This window comes from Labedella gwakjiensis (assembly GCF_003014675.1).
Taxonomy (GTDB): Bacteria; Actinomycetota; Actinomycetes; order Actinomycetales; family Microbacteriaceae; genus Labedella; species Labedella gwakjiensis.
Genome location: NZ_PYAU01000001.1, coordinates 2554896 through 2573889, shown reverse-complemented (window position 1 = coordinate 2573889; position 18994 = coordinate 2554896). Strand labels below are relative to the sequence as shown.

At 68.9% G+C, this 18994-nt stretch carries 13 protein-coding genes; 8 read left to right on the top strand and 5 right to left on the bottom strand.

What is annotated here, in order from left to right; translation table 11 throughout:
• The first annotated feature begins 31 nt into the window (after positions 1–31).
• Positions 32–1006 (top strand): GlxA family transcriptional regulator, encoded by a 975-nt coding sequence (locus CLV49_RS12080; RefSeq protein ID WP_106563756.1) that lies wholly within the window; start codon positions 32–34, stop codon positions 1004–1006.
• A gap of 18 nt (positions 1007–1024) precedes the next feature.
• Here the strand turns inward: CLV49_RS12080 and manA are convergent, their stop codons facing one another.
• Positions 1025–2230 (bottom strand): mannose-6-phosphate isomerase, class I, encoded by a 1206-nt coding sequence (gene manA / locus CLV49_RS12075; protein WP_106563755.1) that lies wholly within the window; start codon positions 2228–2230, stop codon positions 1025–1027.
• A gap of 166 nt (positions 2231–2396) precedes the next feature.
• Here manA and CLV49_RS12070 point away from each other — a divergent pair, with 166 nt between their 5' ends.
• The 4 genes from CLV49_RS12070 to CLV49_RS12055 all read left to right on the top strand — a co-directional run bounded on the left by CLV49_RS12070 (position 2397) and on the right by CLV49_RS12055 (position 8305).
• Positions 2397–3575, top strand: coding sequence for an acyl-CoA dehydrogenase family protein (locus CLV49_RS12070; protein ID WP_106563754.1), 1179 nt, complete (start codon positions 2397–2399; stop codon positions 3573–3575).
• Positions 3576–3633: 58 nt separating this feature from the next.
• Entirely contained in the window at positions 3634–4968 is a 1335-nt protein-coding gene (locus tag CLV49_RS12065) for an O-antigen ligase family protein (RefSeq protein ID WP_106563753.1), read from the top strand.
• Complete coding sequence (locus tag CLV49_RS12060; protein ID WP_243696592.1) at positions 4965–6236, top strand: O-antigen ligase family protein; 1272 nt, start codon at positions 4965–4967, stop codon at positions 6234–6236. Before CLV49_RS12065 ends, CLV49_RS12060 begins: the two co-directional genes overlap by 4 nt.
• Positions 6237–6328: 92 nt before the next feature.
• Positions 6329–8305 carry a cell wall-binding repeat-containing protein gene (locus CLV49_RS12055; RefSeq protein ID WP_158261970.1) on the top strand — a complete coding sequence of 659 codons (1977 nt, stop codon included), beginning with the start codon at positions 6329–6331 and terminating at the stop codon, positions 8303–8305.
• 73 nt (positions 8306–8378) lie between these two features.
• Here CLV49_RS12055 and CLV49_RS12050 read toward each other — a convergent pair whose 3' ends face one another.
• The 3 genes from CLV49_RS12050 to CLV49_RS12040 are packed head-to-tail and all read right to left on the bottom strand — an operon-like array spanning position 8379 to position 13229.
• On the bottom strand, positions 8379–9677 hold the full coding sequence (locus CLV49_RS12050; protein WP_106563751.1) for a UDP-glucose dehydrogenase family protein: 1299 nt from the start codon (positions 9675–9677) through the stop codon (positions 8379–8381).
• A gap of 44 nt (positions 9678–9721) precedes the next feature.
• Positions 9722–10708: a glycosyltransferase family 2 protein gene (locus CLV49_RS12045; RefSeq protein ID WP_106563750.1), complete on the bottom strand. Its 987-nt coding sequence runs from the start codon at positions 10706–10708 to the stop codon at positions 9722–9724.
• A gap of 7 nt (positions 10709–10715) precedes the next feature.
• Positions 10716–13229, bottom strand: a complete 2514-nt coding sequence (locus tag CLV49_RS12040) for a glycosyltransferase (protein ID WP_243696593.1) — start codon at positions 13227–13229, stop codon at positions 10716–10718.
• 134 nt (positions 13230–13363) lie between these two features.
• Between CLV49_RS12040 and CLV49_RS12035 the strand changes: the two genes are divergently transcribed.
• Genes CLV49_RS12035 through CLV49_RS12025 form a run of 3 tightly spaced genes read left to right on the top strand, consistent with a single transcriptional unit; the run spans position 13364 to position 16519 of the window.
• A complete protein-coding gene (locus CLV49_RS12035) occupies positions 13364–13663 on the top strand; it encodes a hypothetical protein (protein ID WP_106563749.1) in 300 nt (99 codons plus the stop codon).
• A gap of 29 nt (positions 13664–13692) precedes the next feature.
• Positions 13693–14511, top strand: a complete 819-nt coding sequence (locus CLV49_RS12030) for a rhamnan synthesis F family protein (RefSeq protein ID WP_158261969.1) — start codon at positions 13693–13695, stop codon at positions 14509–14511.
• Positions 14504–16519: a glycoside hydrolase family 99-like domain-containing protein gene (locus CLV49_RS12025; RefSeq protein ID WP_106563747.1), complete on the top strand. Its 2016-nt coding sequence runs from the start codon at positions 14504–14506 to the stop codon at positions 16517–16519. The genes CLV49_RS12030 and CLV49_RS12025 overlap by 8 nt, the downstream gene beginning before the upstream one ends.
• A 55-nt stretch (positions 16520–16574) precedes the next feature.
• Here CLV49_RS12025 and CLV49_RS12020 read toward each other — a convergent pair whose 3' ends face one another.
• Positions 16575–18851, bottom strand: coding sequence for a hypothetical protein (locus tag CLV49_RS12020; protein WP_208019786.1), 2277 nt, complete (start codon positions 18849–18851; stop codon positions 16575–16577).
• Between the last annotated feature and the right edge of the window lie 143 nt (positions 18852–18994).

Below are 18994 nucleotides of genomic sequence, written 5' to 3'. Positions count from 1 at the left end.
CAAATCCTGCCACGCGTTCCCAGGAGGTCCCGTGCTCCGCACGATCGCCGTCATCGCCATCCCCGACATGGCACCGTTCGAGTTCGGGGTCCTCGCCGAGGTCTTCGGCATCGACCGGAGCGAGCACGGCGGGCCCACCTTCGACTTCCACGTCGTCACGGCGGACCCCGGCGTCGTGCCGATGAAGAACAACCTCGGCCTTGTCGTGTCAGAGGGACTCGAGTACGCGGCGGACGCCGACCTCGTGGCCGTCCCGGCATTCGGGTCGGCGCAGACCGACATCGACCCGCGCATCGTCGAGACCCTCAGGGCTGCGGAGCGGCGCGGCGCATGGGTGCTGAGCGTCTGCAGCGGGGCGTTCGCGCTCGGCGCCGCCGGGCTCCTCGACGGGCGTCGCTCGACGACGCACTGGATGCACGCCGAGTCTCTCGCCCGCGCGTTCCCTGGAACCGACGTCGACCCCGACGTGCTCTTCGTCGAGGACGACCGCGTCATCACGGGCGCGGGGACCGCCGCCGGCATCGACGCCTGTCTCCACCTCGTCCGGACGGAACTCGGGGCTGCCGCCGCGAACGTCATCGCGCGCCGCATGGTCGTTCCGCCGCAACGGGACGGCGGTCAAGCGCAGTTCATTCAGGCTCCGCCGGAGCACGAGCGCGTCTCGTCCCTCGCCGCGGTGACCTCGTGGATGGTCGAGAATCTCGCGGAGGACCAGCCGGTCTCCGTCCTCGCGCGCCGCGCCCTCATGTCCGAGCGGACCTTCGCTCGCCGGTTCCGCGCCGAGCTCGGCGCGACACCGGCGGCATGGCTCACACGTCAGCGACTCATCCGGGCTCAACACCTGCTCGAGCAGACCGACCTCGGCCTCGAGCGGATCGCCGAGGAGAGCGGGTTCGGCAGCGCTTCCGTGATGCGGCACCACTTCGTGCGTACCCTCAAGACGACCCCGAATGCCTACAGGCGCGCATTCTCCTGCGTCGACGACGACTCGCTGCTCACCGTCTGAACCCCGGCCGGGCGGGAGTCAGCGGTCGAGGTAAGTCGTCGCGATGAACAGCTCGCCGGATCCGGAGACCCGGATCGGCTGGCCCTCGGGGACGATGTACGTCGCGTCGCCCGTCGCCAGGTCGATGCGCGTCGAGGCCTCGAGGGTCGCTGCACCCGACGTGACGATCGCGATCGCCGGCCCGGGCAGGACGATGGGAGTCGAGGACGCCGCCGACGGGTCGACGCGGAGCAGTTCGAAGTCGGGTACGTCGGGACGGAAGACCTCCACACCCGCTCCCCCGTCGATGGGCCGCAGGATCGGGACGGGGAGCGGCTCGAAGTCGAGCACGTCGAGGAGCTCGTCTACGTCGACGTGCTTCGGGGTGAGCCCTCCTCGAAGGACGTTGTCGCTCGACGCCATGAGCTCGACGCCGAACCCGTGGAGATACGCGTGGATGTTGCCGGCCGGCAGCCACAGCGCCTCCCCCTTCGTCAGGGTCACCCGGTTGAGCAGGAACGCGACGGCGACGCCAGGGTCTCCCGGGTAGGAGTCGGAGAGCTCGGTGATCGTGCGCAGGACCGGTGCGGCGTCCCGCGCCGCGCCGGTCGCGAGAGCCGAGCGGCAGGCGTCGACGAGCGCCTCGACCACGCCGTCGAGCCGCCCACGGAGCAGAGCGTCGACGGTCGTGCGGAGCACGTCGGCGTCAGGGCTGGTCGCGTCTCCGAGGGACGCGGCGAGCGCCGCGAGCGGTGCACTCCCGTCGTCGACGGAGGAGAGCAGCGCGCGCGTCTCGCCGACCGCACGGAATCCGCACAGGGCCGAGTACTCCTCACTCAGGGCCACGACGAGCTCGGGCTTGTGGAACGCATCCTTGTAGTTCCGGTGAGCCGCCTCGAGCGGCACGCCCTCGGCGTTCTCCCGCGCGAAGCCCGCACCCGCCTGCTCGAGCGACGGGTGCGCCTGGAGCGACAGCGGCTCGGCGGCCGCGAGGAGCTTGAGCAGGAACGGGAGACGCGGGCCGGCGAGACCCGCGTCGGCCGGGTTCGAGTCGATCCACTCGGCGAGATCGCGAGCGCCGCCCGCCGCCGCGGGGTCGAGGATCCGCGCGGGCGAGCCGGGATGCGCGCCGAGCCACAACTCCGCCTCGGGCGCGCCGGAGGGTTCCACGCCTCGCAGTTCCGCGATGTCGCTCCGCGACCCCCAGGCGTAGTCGCGGGGCACGTTGTCGATAGGCAGGAACATCCGACGCTCTTCTCTGGGGGCGATCTACAAAGACGACCGAGGCGGAGACCCACCCGGCTGGTGCGAATCTACCAAGCGTTCCGTCTGCTCAGGGAGCGGTCGTAGGCTCGACGCGGCGACGGCGCTCCGCCGTCGACACGACGATCGCAGTACGGAGACCAGCGCCATGTCATTCGAGCCCCTCGCGAGCGACTTCCTCGGATTCGAGACCCTCCTGTCCGACAGGGAGAAGGAGTCGATCACCGAGATCCGCGCCTTCCTCGAGGAGCACGTCCGGCCGATCGCCGACGACTACTGGGAGCGCGGTGAGTTCCCCCACCAGATCGTCGAGCCGCTCATGGCGACCGACGTCGGCCGATTCGCCTGGGCCGAGACGACGCCGTTCGAGAACTCCGCCGTGTTCCGGGGTCTCGCCTCGATGGAGCTCTCACGCGTGGACGCCTCGGTGTCGACCTTCGTCGGCGTGCAGGAGGGCCTCACGATGGGGTCGATCGCGGTCTGCGGCTCCGAGGAGCAGCGGGCGGAGTGGCTGCCACGGCTCGCGAGCGGAGAGATCATCGGCGCCTTCGGGCTCACCGAGCCACTCTCGGGGAGCGACAGCGCTCAGGGTCTCCGGACGACGGCGCGACGCGACGGCGACTCCTGGGTGCTCGACGGCGCGAAGCGCTGGATCGGCAACGCCACCTTCTCCGACATCACGATCATCTGGGCGAAGGACGTCGAGGACTCCCAGGTCAAGGGATTCATCGTCCCGACGAGCACTCCCGGGTACTCGGCGACGCCCATCCAGCGGAAGATCAGCCTGCGTGCCGTCCAGAACGCCGACATCGTCCTCGACGGCGTCGTCGTGCCCGAGTCCCACCGACTCCAGAACGCAAATTCGTTCCGCGACACGGCGAAGGTGCTGCGGCTCACGCGCACGGGCGTCGCCTGGTCGAGTGTCGGCGTCTCCATCGGCGCATACGAGGCGGCTCTCGCCTACGCGAAGGAGCGGGTCCAGTTCGGCAAGCCGATCGCGTCTCACCAGCTCATCCAGGACCTGCTGTCGAAGTGCCTCGGCAACATCACCGCGTCGATGGCGATGTGCGTGCGCGTCTCCCAGATGCACGACGAAGGAACCCAGCGCGACGAGCATTCGTCGCTCGCGAAGGCGTACTGCACGGCCCGCATGAGGGAGACGGTGGCCTGGGCTCGAGAGGCGATGGGCGGGAACGGCATCGTGCTCGACTACGGCGCCGCTCGCTTCTTCGCCGACGCCGAGGCCCTCTATTCCTACGAGGGCACCCGCGAGATGAACGCGCTCATCGTCGGCCGGGCGATCACGGGGTCGGCGGCCTTCGTCTGAGGCGCTCGAGCAGCATCCCGGCGGCGGCGGGCGAGCGGCCCGCGTTACCCTTGACCCCATGAGCGCGCAGACCGTCTCGCCCCCGCGCGAGCAGAGCAGCCACGCCGCCGTCACCTCGTCGGTCGCGACGCTCGGTCTCGTCGTCGCCTTCGGTGGCGACGGGTGGCGCAATCTCCTGGGATGGCCCGCGTACATCGTCCTCGTCATCCTCGTCGGGGCCGCGTGCGGGGTCGTCCTCGTCCGCGCCCGGCCGCGGTTGCGGTGGACCACGACCCCGAAGACACTCGTCGCCTTCCTGGGCCTCGCCCTCCTCTCGCTGTCGTGGTCCGCGTACATCGGAGCCACCGCGGCTACCCTCGTGGGCACGCTGCTCACGACGATCGTGGGCTGCACCCTCGCCCTCGCCCTCGACTGGCCGGCGGTCGTGCGCGCGCTCGGCCGGTCGCTGCGGTTCATCATCGGTCTCTCGCTCGCGTTCGAACTCGTGGTGGCGCTCATCGTCCGCCACCCCGTCCCCCGCTGGTGGGACCCCGTCGGGGAGGACACCGCCCTCCTCAACCTGTGGTCGCGGAACGTCCTGCTCGAGGGCGACCGCATCCAGGGGTGGGTCGGGAACGCAAATCTGCTGGCGATCATCGCCCTCCTCGGGATCGTCGTCTTCGCCGTAGAACTTGCCGAGCGGAGCGTCTCACGTCGATCGGGCTCCATCTGGCTGGCCCTCGCTGCGGTCACGTTCGGACTGACGCGCTCGAGCACCATGGTGATCGCGGCCGCGGCATGCGTCGTCGTCCTGTGCGCTGTCCTTCTCGCCCGCCGCGCCGGACCGGCCGGCCGACTCGGCGTGTACGGGGCCGGCGCCGTCGTCGGCATCGCGATAGTGGTCGTCGCCGTGTTCTTCCGCGACACAGCCCTCGCGCTCTTCGGGAAGAGTTCGGACCTCACCGGCCGCCTCGACATCTGGGCAGACGTCTCCGAGATGGCCGCTCGTCGGCCCTGGTTCGGATGGGGGTACTCGAGCCCGTGGCTGCCCGGCGCCGTCCCCTTCGACGAGCCCGTCATCCGCAACGGCGTCGAACAGCTCCAGGCGCACAACGCCTGGCTCGACGTGTGGATGCAGCTCGGCGTCGTCGGGGTCGTGCTCTTCGCCGGCCTCGTCGTGTCCGTCCTGTGGAGGTCGTGGTTCCTCGCCGTCGATCGACCTCGGGTGGGGCTCATCGACGACCGCCCCTACTCCGTCGCGTCCATGCTCCCCCTCCTCGTCGCCGTCGTCCTCGTCGTGCAATCGCTCATGGAGAGCCGCATCCTGGTCGAGTCCGGCTGGGTGCTCCTCGTCGCCCTCGCCGTCAAGACGAAAACCGATCCCGTCATCGATCGCGTAGACGGAGCCGCGTGAGCGGGCGGCCCATCTCCCGGGAGTCCCTGCGATCGTCGCTCGGATCGGCCGCCGTCGCCCAGGCGTTCGCCATGACCGCGATCGCGTCGGCTCTCTCAGGTCACCTCATCCGATCCCTGATCGGATGGCCCGGCTACGTCGCGATCCTGGTGGGTCTCGTCGTCCTCGCCGGGGCGATCCTCGTCGCACGGCGCGAACTCATCGAGTGGCGCGGACTGCTCCCCCTCACGGTGCTCGGCTTCATCGCCTGGTGCGGAGCATCGGTGTTCTGGAGCGGCGCGCAATGGATGTCCCTCGCCGGATGGCTCTTCCAGGCGGCCATCGCGGTCCTCGGCATCGCCATCGCCCTGTGCCGCGACCTCATCCAGATCGTCCGCGCGGCCGGCGGCGTGTTCCGCGTGCTCCTCGCCGTGTCGATCGGTCTCGAGATCCTCAGCGGGATCCTGCTCGATACGCCGTTCACGTTCCTCGGAATAGCCGGCAACATGGCGCAGGGCGGGCCCATCCAGGGCATCTTCGGCACGCGCAACCTGCTGGGCTTCGTGGCCGTACTGGCGCTCGTGACGCACGTCATCGAACTCCGCACCCGGTCTGTCCAGCGCGGCATGGGCGTCTTCTCGATCGCTCTCGCGGCCACGTGTCTGCTCTTCGCCGGGTCACCGGTCACCCTCGTCGTCGCCCTCGTGATCCTCGGCGCGACAGCAGCCCTCTTCGCCGTGCGTCGCACCCCCGCGGAGCGCCGCCCCGTCCTGCAGTACGCCCTCCTCGGGCTCGTCACCGTGACGATGATCGCGACCTACGCCGGGCGGAGTCGGGTGATCGACGTGCTCAACGCGGGCGGCGAGTTCCAGGTGCGGTACCGCCTGTGGTTGTCGACGTGGCGTGCGATCGACGCGAACCCGATCGAGGGCTGGGGCTGGTTCGGCATCTGGCGCGGCTCGGTGCCGCCGTTCGCCGGGATCAACTGGTCCGTCGGCCGCGAGCACGCCTCGGCGCTCAACGCCTACCTCGATGTGATCCTCCAGGTCGGCACCGTCGGCTTCGTGCTCTTCGCCGCGCTGTGCGCGTTCGCCGTCATCCGGTCGTGGCTCCTCGCTTCGAACCGACGCACCGTGACCTACGCCTGGCCGGCGCTCGTCGTCGTGACGATCCTCACGACGGGTGCGGCCGAGAGCTTCCCGCTCGTCGAAGGCGGGTGGCTGCTGCTCGTCATCTGCGCCGTGAAGGCGTCGGAGAGCCACAGCTGGCGCGCGCGGCTCCCCGGTTGAGCCGGCGCCACACGTCAACCGGATGCAATCCGGCTCCGGCCGTGTCTATCCTGGGTCGAAGGCTTCACACCATCGAGGGGACCCCCGAACTCGTGCAACGACGCAACACGATCGAGCCATCGTCCATCCGATCGCGCCGGACGAGGGCTCTCGCCCTCTCGGTCGTGACCCTCCTGATCGGCAGCGTCCTCACGACGGTGACCGGCCTCGGGGCCGACCCGGCCGCGGCCGCTCCCACCGTGGAACGGGTGGGCGGAACGACGCGCTACGCGACGTCGGTCGAGGTGTCGAAGAAGGGATTCCCCCAAGGGGCCGACGTGGTCTACGTCGCATCCGGTGAGAACTTCCCCGACGCCCTGTCGGCCGGGCCGGCCGCCGCCCTGGCCGGCGGGCCGGTGCTCCTCACCCAGCAGAAGGCCATCCCGGACGTCGTACGAGCGGAGATCCAGCGGCTCGACCCGAGCCGGATCGTGGTCGTCGGCGGAACCGCCTCGGTCTCGGATACGGCGGCCGCGACCCTCTCCGGCCTCGCCGAGACCGTGACGCGGTCGGCGGGAGGGAACAGATTCGAGTCGTCGCGCACCGTCGTGACCGACTCCTTCGAATCGGCCTCGTCCGCGTACCTCACGACAGGCTCGGCCTACCCCGACGCGCTCGCGGCGTCGGCGGCGGCCTCGGCTCAGAGCGCCCCGGTGATCCTCGTCAGGGGAGCCGACGCCGACATCGACGCCGACACGGCAGCCCTTCTGACCGAGCTCGGCGTCACGGACCTCAAGCTCATCGGCGGTCCGGCGAGCATCTCGGCGAAGATGGAGACTGCGCTCAAGGCTGACGGCTTCACGACCACGAGGCTGTCCGGCGCGAACCGCTATGCCACAGCCATCGCCATCGCCTCCTCGGCCTTCCCCGACCCCGACCGCGTCTACATCGCGAGTGGTACGCAGTTCCCTGATGGCCTCTCGGCCGCGTCCGTGGCCGGGCGATCCGGGAGCCCGCTCTACCTCTCCCAATCGGAATGCCTCACGGACATCGTCGCGGCGGACATCACCAAGAAGGCCCCGAGCGGGGTGACCGTGCTCGGTGGGACCACAGCGCTCAGCGCCGACGTGGCGAAGCTCACGAACTGCACGACATGGAGGGCCGCTCAGAAGTCCGCGTCGGAGAAGTCGCTCCAGAGCAAACTCACCTCGAAGCTCGCGACGTTCCAGGGCTGGTACTCGGTGTCGGTCCGGAAGCTCGACGGGTTGGGCGAGCAGGTGAACCAGGGCGGCTCCAAGCAGAAGGAGCCCGCGAGCGCGATCAAGGTCTTCGCCGCCTATGCCGCCCTCAAGCGCGTCGACAACGGTCAGTTCTCGATGTCCTCGCGCCTCGACTCCGGAGTGACCATCCGCGACTGCATGCGCGCGATGATCCACGTCTCGGACAATTACTGCCACACCGATCTGATCCGTCGGATCGGTGCGTCGAACATGAACACCCAGTTCGCGAACGAGGGTTACTCCGGCACGCACTACACCGCCGGGTCGTACTCCTCGAAGGCGAGCACGGCGAACGACCTCACCCTCCTGATGTCCCGGCTCGAGGCCGGCACGCTCTTGAGCGCATCGAGCACGGCCCACCTCAAGTCGCTCCTGAGCTCTCAGGTGTGGCGGACGCGGATCGCGGCCGGCCTTCCGCCGGGAGTCGCGTCGTACACGAAGGTGGGCGAGCTCTGGCGCTCGACCGGCATGATCCAGACCGATGCCGGTGTCGTGTCGTCGCCGAAGGGGAAGTACGCGATCGCCGTCCTCGGCGACAACAACGCGTCGAAGGCGGAGATCGGCGCCATCTCACGGCTCGTCTACGAACACTGGAACGGTGCGTTCGGCACCTCGGCGACCTATCCGAAGCAGCAGCTCGTGACGAACACCGTCGTCAATCTCCGCAGTTCACCCGGCGGTGGGAGCGCGATCCAGATCGGCAAGGGAGCGCTCGTCGAAGTCACGGCGAGTTCGCGCACCTGGTACTACGTCATCGTGGGCGGTCGCACGGGATACATCGAGATGAACGGGCTCTCGAACCGGTACTGACGCACGAACGTCTCCCCGCGAGGGGCTGACCGGCCCACCCGGGCGGGTCCGCCCCTCGCGGAGAAGCCGGGGCTCAGGACCGGCCGAGTCCCCGATAGGTCCAGCCGGCCGCTCGCCAGCGGGCGGCGTCGAGGGTGTTGCGCCCATCGATCACGATCCGTCCGGCCGTCGCCTCTGCGACGACGGTCGGGTCGAGCTCGCGGTACTCGGACCACTCCGTCAGCAGGATCACGATGTCGGCACCGGCGAGCGCCTCGGTCGTCGTGCCGAAGCCGACCTCCGGGTGACGGCGGCGGGCGTTCGCGACGGCCTCCGGGTCGGTCGCCACGACGGCGGCCCCCGCCTCGTGCAGCCGCACGGTGATGTCGAGCGCCGGCGAGTCACGGATGTCATCGCTGTTGGGCTTGAAGGCGAGCCCGAGAACGGCGATCCGCTTCCCCGTGACGTCCCCGCCGAGGAGTTCGGTGGCGAGATCGACGACCCGGTCGCGGCGGCGCAGGTTGATCTTGTCGACCTCCGTCAGGAAGCGGACGGAATCGCCCACCCCGAGCTCGGTCGCGCGAGCCTGGAACGCGCGGATGTCCTTCGGCAGGCAGCCCCCGCCGAAGCCGACACCGGCGTTGAGGAAGCGGCGACCGATACGGGCATCGTGGCCGATCGCGTCGGCGAGACTCGTGACGTCGGCCCCGGATACCTCGGCCACTTCGGCCATCGCGTTGATGAACGAGATCTTGGTCGCCAGGAAGGCGTTGGCCGCAACCTTGACGAGCTCGGCCGTCGCGTAGTCGGTCACGATGAGGGGGATGCCGCCGGCGAGCGGGGTCGCGTACACCTCGTCGAGAGCCGCCTTGGCGACGTCGTCGCCCGGGGCGACGCCGTAGACCAGCCGGTCCGGCGTGAGCGTGTCCTGGATCGCGAAGCCCTCCCGGAGGAACTCGGGGTTCCACGCGAGCACGGCTCCGGTCGCGGACACCTTCTCCGCGAGGCGAGCGGCCGTCCCCACGGGGACGGTCGACTTCCCGACCACGACATCGCCGGGGGTCAGGTGCGGGAGGAGGGCGTCGATGGCCGCATCGACGAAGCGGAGATCCGCGCTCAACCCGTCGGCGCTCTGCGGAGTGCCCACCGCCACGAAGTGGACGGTGGCGTCGGCCGCCGCGGCGATGTCCGACGAGAAGGTGAGCCTCCCCGTGGCGATCTCCTGCGAGAGCAGCTCGGGGAGACCGGGTTCGAAGAAGGGGGCCGCACCTCTCCCGAGTGCTTCGATCTTGCTTTCGTCGACGTCGATTCCTACGACCGAGTGTCCGAGGGACGACATCGCTGCCGCGTGAACCGCCCCGAGATACCCGCATCCGATCACTGAGAGTCTCATATCGGCTCAGAGCCTAGCAGCCGGACACGGCCGGTTCCGGGACGTCATGTTTCCGGTTGAAGAAGATCTCTCAGCACGTCGGCGTCGCCGCGAGAGGCGAATCTCCGGTACTGGCCGGTGAGCGCGAGCGCGGCGATCGTCCCCACCCGCCGGAGACGTCTCGGCGACATGTCCGCGCGCAGGGATTCGAAGACGGCCTTCTCCTCCGCGGCCCTGACGACGTCGGTCGGGGCGACGATGGACCCGTCGGCGAGCCTGTCGGCCAAGGCGCGTCCGCGGGCGGCGAGGGCATGATTGCGGCCGCCGCGCGGCTCCAACACCCTGGAGATCTTCTGACGAAGACCGGGGGTGCGCATGCCGATCTGATTGCGGCCGTGCTGCCGGTACCGGACGACGACGCTCTCGTCCATCGCGATGGACCCCGTGATGGCTGCCACCATCGCGAGCCACTCGTCGTGGACCCATTCGTGAGGGAACGGGACGGAACGATCGACGAGTCGGCGGCGGACGGCCGTGGCCGCTCCCGTCGCGAGGTTGCGACGCAGGAACACGGGCACGGCGTCGCCTGAGGCGAGCTGGGCCCGCTCGTGCGCGGAGATCTCGAGCGCCTCGAAGAGGCGCAAGCCGATGGGTGCTCCCCCGGCGTCGATGAGGTCGGCATCGGCGAAGAGCAGGTCGAGTGTGTCGTCGGCGGCGAAACGGCGGCGGGTAGCGGCGATCCGGTCGGATGTCCACACGTCGTCCTGGTCGCTCAGCACGATGACGTCGCCCGTCGTCGCCACCATGGCGCGCTCGAAGTTGGCCGTCACTCCCCCCGGACCGGGGTCGCGCACGACGGTGACGGGGAACGGAGCGCGCTCGACGAAGCGGTCGACGATCTCGAGCGTTCCATCGGTCGAGCCGTCGTCGGCGATCACCATCTCGTCGGGCGGCGACGACTGAGCGAGGATGCTCTCGAGCTGAGGTTCGAGGAAGTCGACGCCGTCGAACGTGCACAGGGCGACGGAGACGCGGAGCGGCTCCGACGTCATCGGGTGGTCACCGGCGGCCGAGACGGCTGCGGACCTTCCGCAGGAGCACCGTGGGTCCTCCCGTCCGCATGTAGTGGACGACGAGCCCGACGTCGTGGACGAAACCGTGCTTCTTGACGCGACGCGGCCGGCCGGAACGCGGGGGCGCCGCCTTGACGGAACCGCTCGCGAGGAGGTCGGCGGCGTGCTGCGGGTCGTCCATGAACCTCACGAGGGGGCCGAGCACCGATTCCCACCGGTACGACTCGCGGACACGCGCGACGTTCGCCTTCGCCGCGTCACGGAACTCCTCGTCGAAAAGCACCTTCTCGAGCGCATCGGCGAGAGCGCCGACGTCCCCGGACGGGACGACGATGCCGAGTCCCTCCTTCTCGACGAGCTCCGCGAAGTGATCGCCCTCCGTGAGAACGATCGGAAGCCCGGCCCAGAGGTAGTCGAGGATCCGCGTGCGGAAGGAGAATGTCGTCTCGACGTGGGTGTGGTGGGTGCTCACGCCGGCATCGGCCTCCGTGAGGTAGTTCTGGCGGTCCGCGTAGTCGACCCATGAGTCGTTGAAGAACACGGACCGGTCGAGCACGCCCAGTTCCGCGGCGAGCGTCCGCGTCTCGGTGACGATCGCCATCTCCGGTACGCCCGGGTGGGGGTGCTTCGTGCCCTGGAAGAAGAGTCGAACGCTCTTCTTGCGTCCCGTGAGCTGGGCGATCGCGCGGACGAGCGTCGTCGGGTCGAACCAGTTGTAGAGCCCACCGCTCCACAGCACGACCTTGTCCGTTGCGCGGATCCCGGGGACGACGCCCTTGAGGACCTTCCTCACGTGCTCCGGAGGGGTGCTCGAGAGGCCGAAGGGCACCGTGTCGATGAGGTCACGGAGATCGGAGTCGGCCGAGTAGTTGGCGGGATTCACCCGACCGAGGGCGGCGAGCTGACCGAGGTAGAAGTGACGCTGGCGTTCCGAGGCGCACAGGAGGAAGTCGGCGCGCGCGAGCTGATCGTTCAGCACGTCCGTCGCATCGACGACCTGGCGGTCCCACTGCGCCCTCGGCTGCTGGCGAGCCTGCTCGAGCTGCTCGAGGTGCATGGGGTCGTAGACGTCGGCGACGATGATCTTCTTGCTCGAGCGGATCGCGTCGAAGAGCGCCATCGCGAGACCCTGGAAGACGATGACGTCCGCCCACTGCTCGAGCGCCTTCATCGCCCGGTTGTTGCCCGGAGCGACGTGCTGGATGTCGAAGGGCCCGCTCACGTTGCCGACGCCGGCGAGGCTCACGAGGGTGACGTCGTGCGACTCGGCGAGGGTCTCGGCCATGTGCCACGCCCGGATGGCCGGTCCGGCCATCTTCTCGCCGACCGGATCGCCCGTGATGATGAGCACGCGCGTGAGGACCGGGACGTCGAGCACGGGGAAGGCGGCCACGACCTTGTCGTAGCCCTCGAGGTAGTGCTCGTTCTGGAAGGACGGAGCATCCGTCTCGCCGAAGAGGGACCAGAGCCGGTCGTCGGAGACGACGCGCGTCGACTGGACGTGCTCCCGCGCGGCGACGAGGGCGTCGAGGTTCTCGACGAACTGGTCGATAGCGAACAGTCCGGCGACGGTCTGCTTCGAGACGGAGACCTCGCTTCGCGAGTCGTCGTCGCCCTTGCGGATGTCGAAGGCCGTCGAGTCGAGACCGCCCTTGGCGACGGACCGGCGGACGGAGAGGGAGAGGGTGGCGGGCAGGGCGTCGTGCAGGGCGTCATCGCCGAGGTTCTTGTAGAGCGTGAACAGGGCGTTGCGTTCGAGCAGGTAGGTCTCCTTGTAGGCGCCGAGCTTGTTCATCGAGGCGTGGTGCTTGTGGAACGCGAGGGACGCCGGCTCGTACACGAAACGCCAGCCGAGGAGGTTGAGGCGCCACCCGAAGTCGACGTCCTCGAAGAACATGAAGAACCGCTCGTCGAAACCGTCGAGCTGCTCGTAGGCCGTCCGCCGGACGAACATCGCCGAGCCGGTGCCGAACAGGACGTCCGTCGGCCGGTCGCTCTCCTTCGGGACCTTCTGCGCCGTGAGCGGCTTGTAGCCCATGCCGAACCACGTCATCGCCGAACCGATGTAATCGACGTTCTCGCCCTCCCAGTCGAGCACGCGACTCGCGATCGCCCCGACGCGCGGGCTCGAGGTGAAGCGCGCGACAGCGGCGCGGATCCACGCGGGATCCGGCTTCGCGTCGTTGTTGAGGAACGCGAGGTACTCCCCCGTCGACCGCGCGACGCCGAGATTGCAGCCACCGGCGAAGCCCAGGTTGTCCCCGGACTCGACCAGCACGACGCCGGCGTCGGCCGCCGCGATGCGCTCGGCGCTGTCGTCGCCCGATGCGTTCTCCACGACGACGATCTCGAGGAGCTCGCTCGGCCAGTCCGTCGCGCGGAGCTGGCGGATCGCCTCGATGGTGTCGTCCGTGCCCTTGTAATTGACGAGGACGACGGAGACGACGCCCGCCCTGACCGAGCTGTCCATGGTCGACTCCTTCTCTCTCGTCGTGCGCACGACATCCCACTCTACGGTGGGCAGACCACCCGTACCCGGCAACCTCTCCGGACGCCACGTCGTATCCTGGGGTGTCGGAGCGGCCGCCACGGCCACCGGCACGACGACGAGATCGACGGCACGGGGAGACACAAGTGACATCGAGTGAGCCGACACGAGGCGACCGGACGACAGCGGACCACCGTCCGGAGGAGTCCATCCCGCCCGTACCCGGTGACGTCACGAGCGTCCGAGCCCAGAACACCGAGCTGCGCGTGCGGCTCGCCGACGCCACCGCCGAGATCGTCGCTCTCGACGACAGACTCCGCGCGGCGAAGCGGGAACTCGACGACTACCGACAGCAGCTGCGGCTCATGAGGGGGTCGCGCTCGTGGCGTGTCACCCGCCCCTTGCGCATCCTGAAGAAGCGCGTCCCGGAGACCCCGGCTCGATGAGGTCGCCATGGCGTCAGCCGGATGGCCGTGTGCTCCTCGAGTCCCTCCCGCAGACGCGCATCGTCCGCCGCCCGGCTCCCGGCACGGACTCCCGGCGCTTCGCGATCGTCGCGAGCTTCGGCAGACGCGAGACCCCGGCCGTCGGGCTCATCGCGCTCACGGACGAGCTCGTCCGCACCGGCTTCCGCGTCGTCATCGTGCGATCGTCCGCAGACAACGCCCCGTGGGCCGACCTCTCGGCTCTCGACCCGGCCGTCGGATATGTGCAACGCCCGAACATCGGCTATGACTTCGGCTCCTGGGCGGCCGGCATGGCGACCTTCCCCGAGGACCTTCGCCGGGATCAGGTCCTGCTCGTGAACGACTCGATCGCCGGACCGTTCGCCCCGCTCGACGATCTCCTCGACGACTTCGCCACGACGACGGCCGATGTCTGGGCGGCGACGAGCACCCTCCAGTTCGGTCCGCACCTGCAGAGCTTCATGGTGGGATATCGACGGGGGGTGCTCCGCGAGGCACCCCTCCGGGACTTCTGGAGAGGACTCGAGCCCCAGGCGAGCAAGCACCGGATCGTCGAGGCGCACGAGATCGGGCTCAGCCAGGTGTTCCAGTCCGAGGGGTACTCTGCGACGGCGGCCATCCCGTCGGAGGTCGTCGTCCGCGACGGCGACAATCCGACCATCGCCGGATGGCGGAAGCTCCTCGATGCCGGGTTCCCCTTCGTGAAGAGGGAACTGCTCGTGAAGAAGCGGTTCGCCGACGAGCGCCAGGACGTCGTCGACCACGTCCGCGCTCTGTACGGCGTCGACCCCATGGACTGGATCGAACAGGAAGTCGTGAATGAATAGGATCGTCCGCGCTGCAGCGCGCCGCGCAGTAGCCGTCGTCCGCGGGCCGGTGCCTCAGCCGCCCGCCCGCGAGCCCGAGGACTTCCCTGCCGGGTTCCGCAACTGGGTGTCCCGGCGGAGCGACAAGCTCCGCTACACGTCGCGCGCCGGCTGGGCCCCGACAGAGCGGACGGCGGACAGCCCGCGCATCGCGGTCGTCATGCACGTGTACTACACGGACCTCGTGGACGAGATCCTCGAGTCTCTCGCGACGATCCCCGTGCCCTTCGACATCGTCGCCACGAACGCATCGGGAGAGCCGCTCGTGCTCGACACGAGCGCACTCCCCCTCGCCCGGTCCGTCCGGGTGCTCGAGGTCGAGAACCGCGGTCGTGACATCCTCCCCCTCGTCCTCGTAGCGAACGCCGGCCTCCTCGACGGCTACGACGTCGTCTGCAAGGTGCACACGAAGAAGAGCCCGTGGCGCGAGGAGCACGACGTGCTCTCCGGCAGCGGAGCCGCGTGGCGGGCCGCGTTCGTCACCGGTCTCTTCGGCTCGCGCGGCAACGTCGAGCGGATCCTCTCCGCCTTCGCGAACGATCGGACGCTCGGTTCGGTCACCACCACCGGCAACATCGTCGGAGCCGAGCACTGGGGCGGCGACCGCCACATCGTCGACGCGCTCCTCCGCCGCCTCGAGCTGCGCAGCAGCGACGACCTCCGCTTCAACGCCGGATCGATCTACTGGATCTCCGGCTTCATCCTCCGGGGTCTCCGCACCCTCGACCTCAGCGAGGAGGACTTCGAGGAGGAGGCCGGACAGATCGACGGGACGACGGCCCACGCCGTCGAACGCGTCATCGGCATCCTCACGGAGGAGGCAGGCCTCCGTCTCCGCACGGTCGACGATCTGCCTCCGCTCGACGAGGAGTCGTGGCGCCGCTTCGAGCCGGACGCGTCGCGCTCATCCCGCGCGCGGGTCGTCCCGTTCTACCTTCCCCAGTTCCACGCCTTCCCGGAGAACGACCGATGGTGGGGGGCGGGATTCACGGAGTGGTCGAACGTGACCGCTGCGAAGCCCATGTTCCACGGGCACCGGCAGCCTCTCCTGCCCGGCGAGCTCGGCTTCTACGACCTGAGCCACGACGGCGTCCGTGACGCGCAGTTCGACCTCGCCCGTCGAGCCGGCATCGAGGGGTTCATGTACTACTACTACTGGTTCGCCGGCCGGAAGCTCATGGACGGACCGGTCGAGGCCCTCGCCGCCGGCGAGGGCGATCAACCGTTCTGCATCATGTGGGCGAACGAGAACTGGACGCGCCGCTGGGACGGGAGCACGACGAGCGTGCTCATCGGGCAGGACTACGACGCCGTGCCGGCCGAGCAGTTCATCCACGACGTCATGCACCTCCTCACGGATCCCCGGTACATCCGTGTCGACGGCCGGCCGGTCGTCGCGGTCTACCGCATCACCCAGATCCCGGGCTACCGGGAGGTCCTCGCCGCCTGGCGAGAGGCCGCCGTCGCCGCCGGCCTCCCCGGCCTCGAGCTGCTCACGGTGGACGTGGGCGCGAGCATGGAGGGCCTCGAATCCGACCTCCGCCAGGAGGGCCTCGACGGCTGCCTCGAGTTCCCGCCGCACAACAAGCCGTGGCGGGGTGTCCCGCGCGACGAACTCGAACTGGTCGACGGTTTCGCCGGTAACATCCTGCGCTACGACGCGATGGCCGAGGCCTGCGAACGATCGGTGCTCACGGAGCTCGAGGACGACCGCTACCCCGGTGTCCTCGTCGGCTTCGACAACACCGCACGGCGACAGCACCATCCCGATCTCTGGTACGGCTCGAATCCCCTCACCTTCCGACGGTGGCTCGCGACCACCGTGCTCGCGGTCGAGGACCGACCGTTCGACGAGCGGCTCGTCTTCGTGAACGCGTGGAACGAGTGGGCCGAGGGCGCCGTCCTCGAACCGACTCAGCGGTTCGGTCGTGCATACCTCGACGCCGTCGAGCACGTCCTGCACGCCTGATCAGCGCACCGTCCGTGAGGGGGCCGCTCGCCTGTCGGCGGCGGCCCCATCGACATCACGGAACCGTGACGGTCTTGCAGCCGTAGGACTTGGGGGTCGACGCTCCCGAGACGCACACGGTGTGAGTGCCCTTCGACGCCGGGAGCAGCGCCGAGAACCCGTGGTTGGGTCCGACCCCGAACATCCGGTCGATCCAGGACAGCGGCTGCGCGGCCTTGACGGCCGACCCCTTGCCGTCGAGGGTCACCCAGACGTACGAGGAGGCCGGAGCCGTGCTGCGGAGGAACGACCAGCCGCTGATCTGAATGCCTCCGGCCACGGCCGTGGCCGAGTCGAAGTGCCCCTGCTCGTTGTTGGAGGCCGTCACGGGCTGAGGAACGGTCACGGTCTTGCACCCCACGAGCTTGCCCGTCGAGGCACCCGAGACGCAGACGGTGTGCGGACCGGGCGAAGCCGTCAGCGAGATGTCGAACCCGTGGTTGTTGCCGAGTCCCGGGTGCATCCGGTCGAACCAGGACAGGGGCGACGCCGCCTTGTACGCCTTGCCCTTGCCGTCGACCGTGACCCAGACCCACGACGGATCCGCCGTGCGGAGGTTCGCCGACCACCCCGTGAGTCGGAAGCCGGTGGGCGTCGCGGTGAGCGAGTCGAACGCCGTGGCCTCATAGGTCGGGACCGTCACGGACTTGCACCCCAGGGAGTTGCCGAGCCCCGATGTCTTCACGCAGACGGTGTACGTCCCCTGGTCCGCGGGGATCGTCGTGTCGAAGCCGTGGTTGGGGCCGGCACCGGGATTCAGCTTGTCGAACCATCCGAGCGCCACGTTGGCCTTCGCCTGACGCCCGGCTCCGTTGACGGTGATCCAGACGTATGACGAGTTGGACGTGGACATGTCGAGGGCCCACCCGGTGACCCTGATCCCCTTGGCCGAGCCGGTCGCGGAGTCGAACGAGCCCTTCTCCGACCGGACCGTCGTGATGCTCTTGCACCCCTGAGCGCCTCCCGTGGACGTGACGCAGACGGTGTGCGCGCCGAGTGAGGTGGGCACGTAGACGTCGTATCCATGCGCGGATCCCAGACCGGGGTACTTCGTGTTGATCCACGGCAAGGAGACGTTCGCCGAGTGCGAGGTGGCCACGCCGTCCACCGTGACCTTGACGGTGTCGGGCGCGGTCGTCCGGAAGTCGACGGCCCACCCCGTGAGACGCACGCCTCCGGCCGCTTGTGTCAGCGAATCGAAGTGGCCTGCCCCCACCGGAACCGTGACGTCGCGGCACTCGATGAGCTTGCTCGAATCCGATGAGTTGTACGCGCACATCTCGTACGTACCCGGCGGCCTCTCGATCGTGATGTCGAACGACGGGTTCGCCGCGACGGCGCGACCGCTGCCGTCGATGTTGACCCAGACGTAGGCCGTTCCGCCGTTCGGGTTCTTGGCCGTACCGGTGACCCGGACGCCGTTGTAGACCCCCGTGGCGGAGCTCACGGTCGCATTGGGCGTCGCCGCCGAGGTGGGAGAGCCGAACCAGTCGGAGTAGAGCCGCCAGAAGTTGCGGTTCCCGTAGGCGCTGCAGGAGTCGCCGGTGCCGTAGAGGTTGCCGAGGGCCGCCCCGTTCGGCTGGTACGGCGTGTAGTAGTAGAGCGCCGCCGTCGCCTTGTTCTTGATCGTGATGGACTTCGATCCGCACGCGGCGTTCGGGTGGTAGCGCACGGGAGCGGACGACCCCACCGGGAACCAGGTGAAGTAGTTGCTCGTCCCTGGCGGGTTGCCGTAGCGCTTCAGCTGCCACGCGGCCTTGTACACCTGGTTGTAGAAGCCGTAGTACTCCGTGTTGCACGGCGCCGTGTCCGGGCAGGCGTATCCCATCGCGATGTTGTATCGGCTCGTCGTGGGGCGAGTGCTCGTGACGAGGGACTGCTCCTTCTCGAGCGTGACGATGAGCGCCTTCTGGCTGATGTTGCACGCCGCGCCGACCTTGGCGATGATCCGCGCAGCGGACTCGTTCGAGCCTCCAGCGTAGGCGGAGCACATCGCGTCCGCACCGCGGGAGTAGGTGGTCTGCTTGAAGCTCTTGAGGCACGTGTAACCGGAGGCGCACGTCGACACCTTCGAGTTGAGGAACGACTGCACTTGCGATTCCGAGAGCGCCGAACCGTTGTAGAAGTTCGCGTCCGAGATGATGTTGGCCGGATCGAAGTTCTTCGACTCGGCGGCCGAGGCCGAGGAGGTGGCGACGGTCTGTCCGACGACGAGGCCGGAGGCGACGAGAACGATTCCGATCAGCGCGGCGAGCGCGATCCGGAGCGGTCGTCGCGTAAGGATGGAGATCATGAACGCCCCTGATGCGTCGTCTGACGGAGGATGGAACGTCGCGCACGATCGCGACAGACCTTCCACAGTGTAACCAGCGGGGCTCCTGTGACCAGAGTGAATTGAGAAATCGGCCCCGATCTGGGGTATCGCGTGAGGATTCC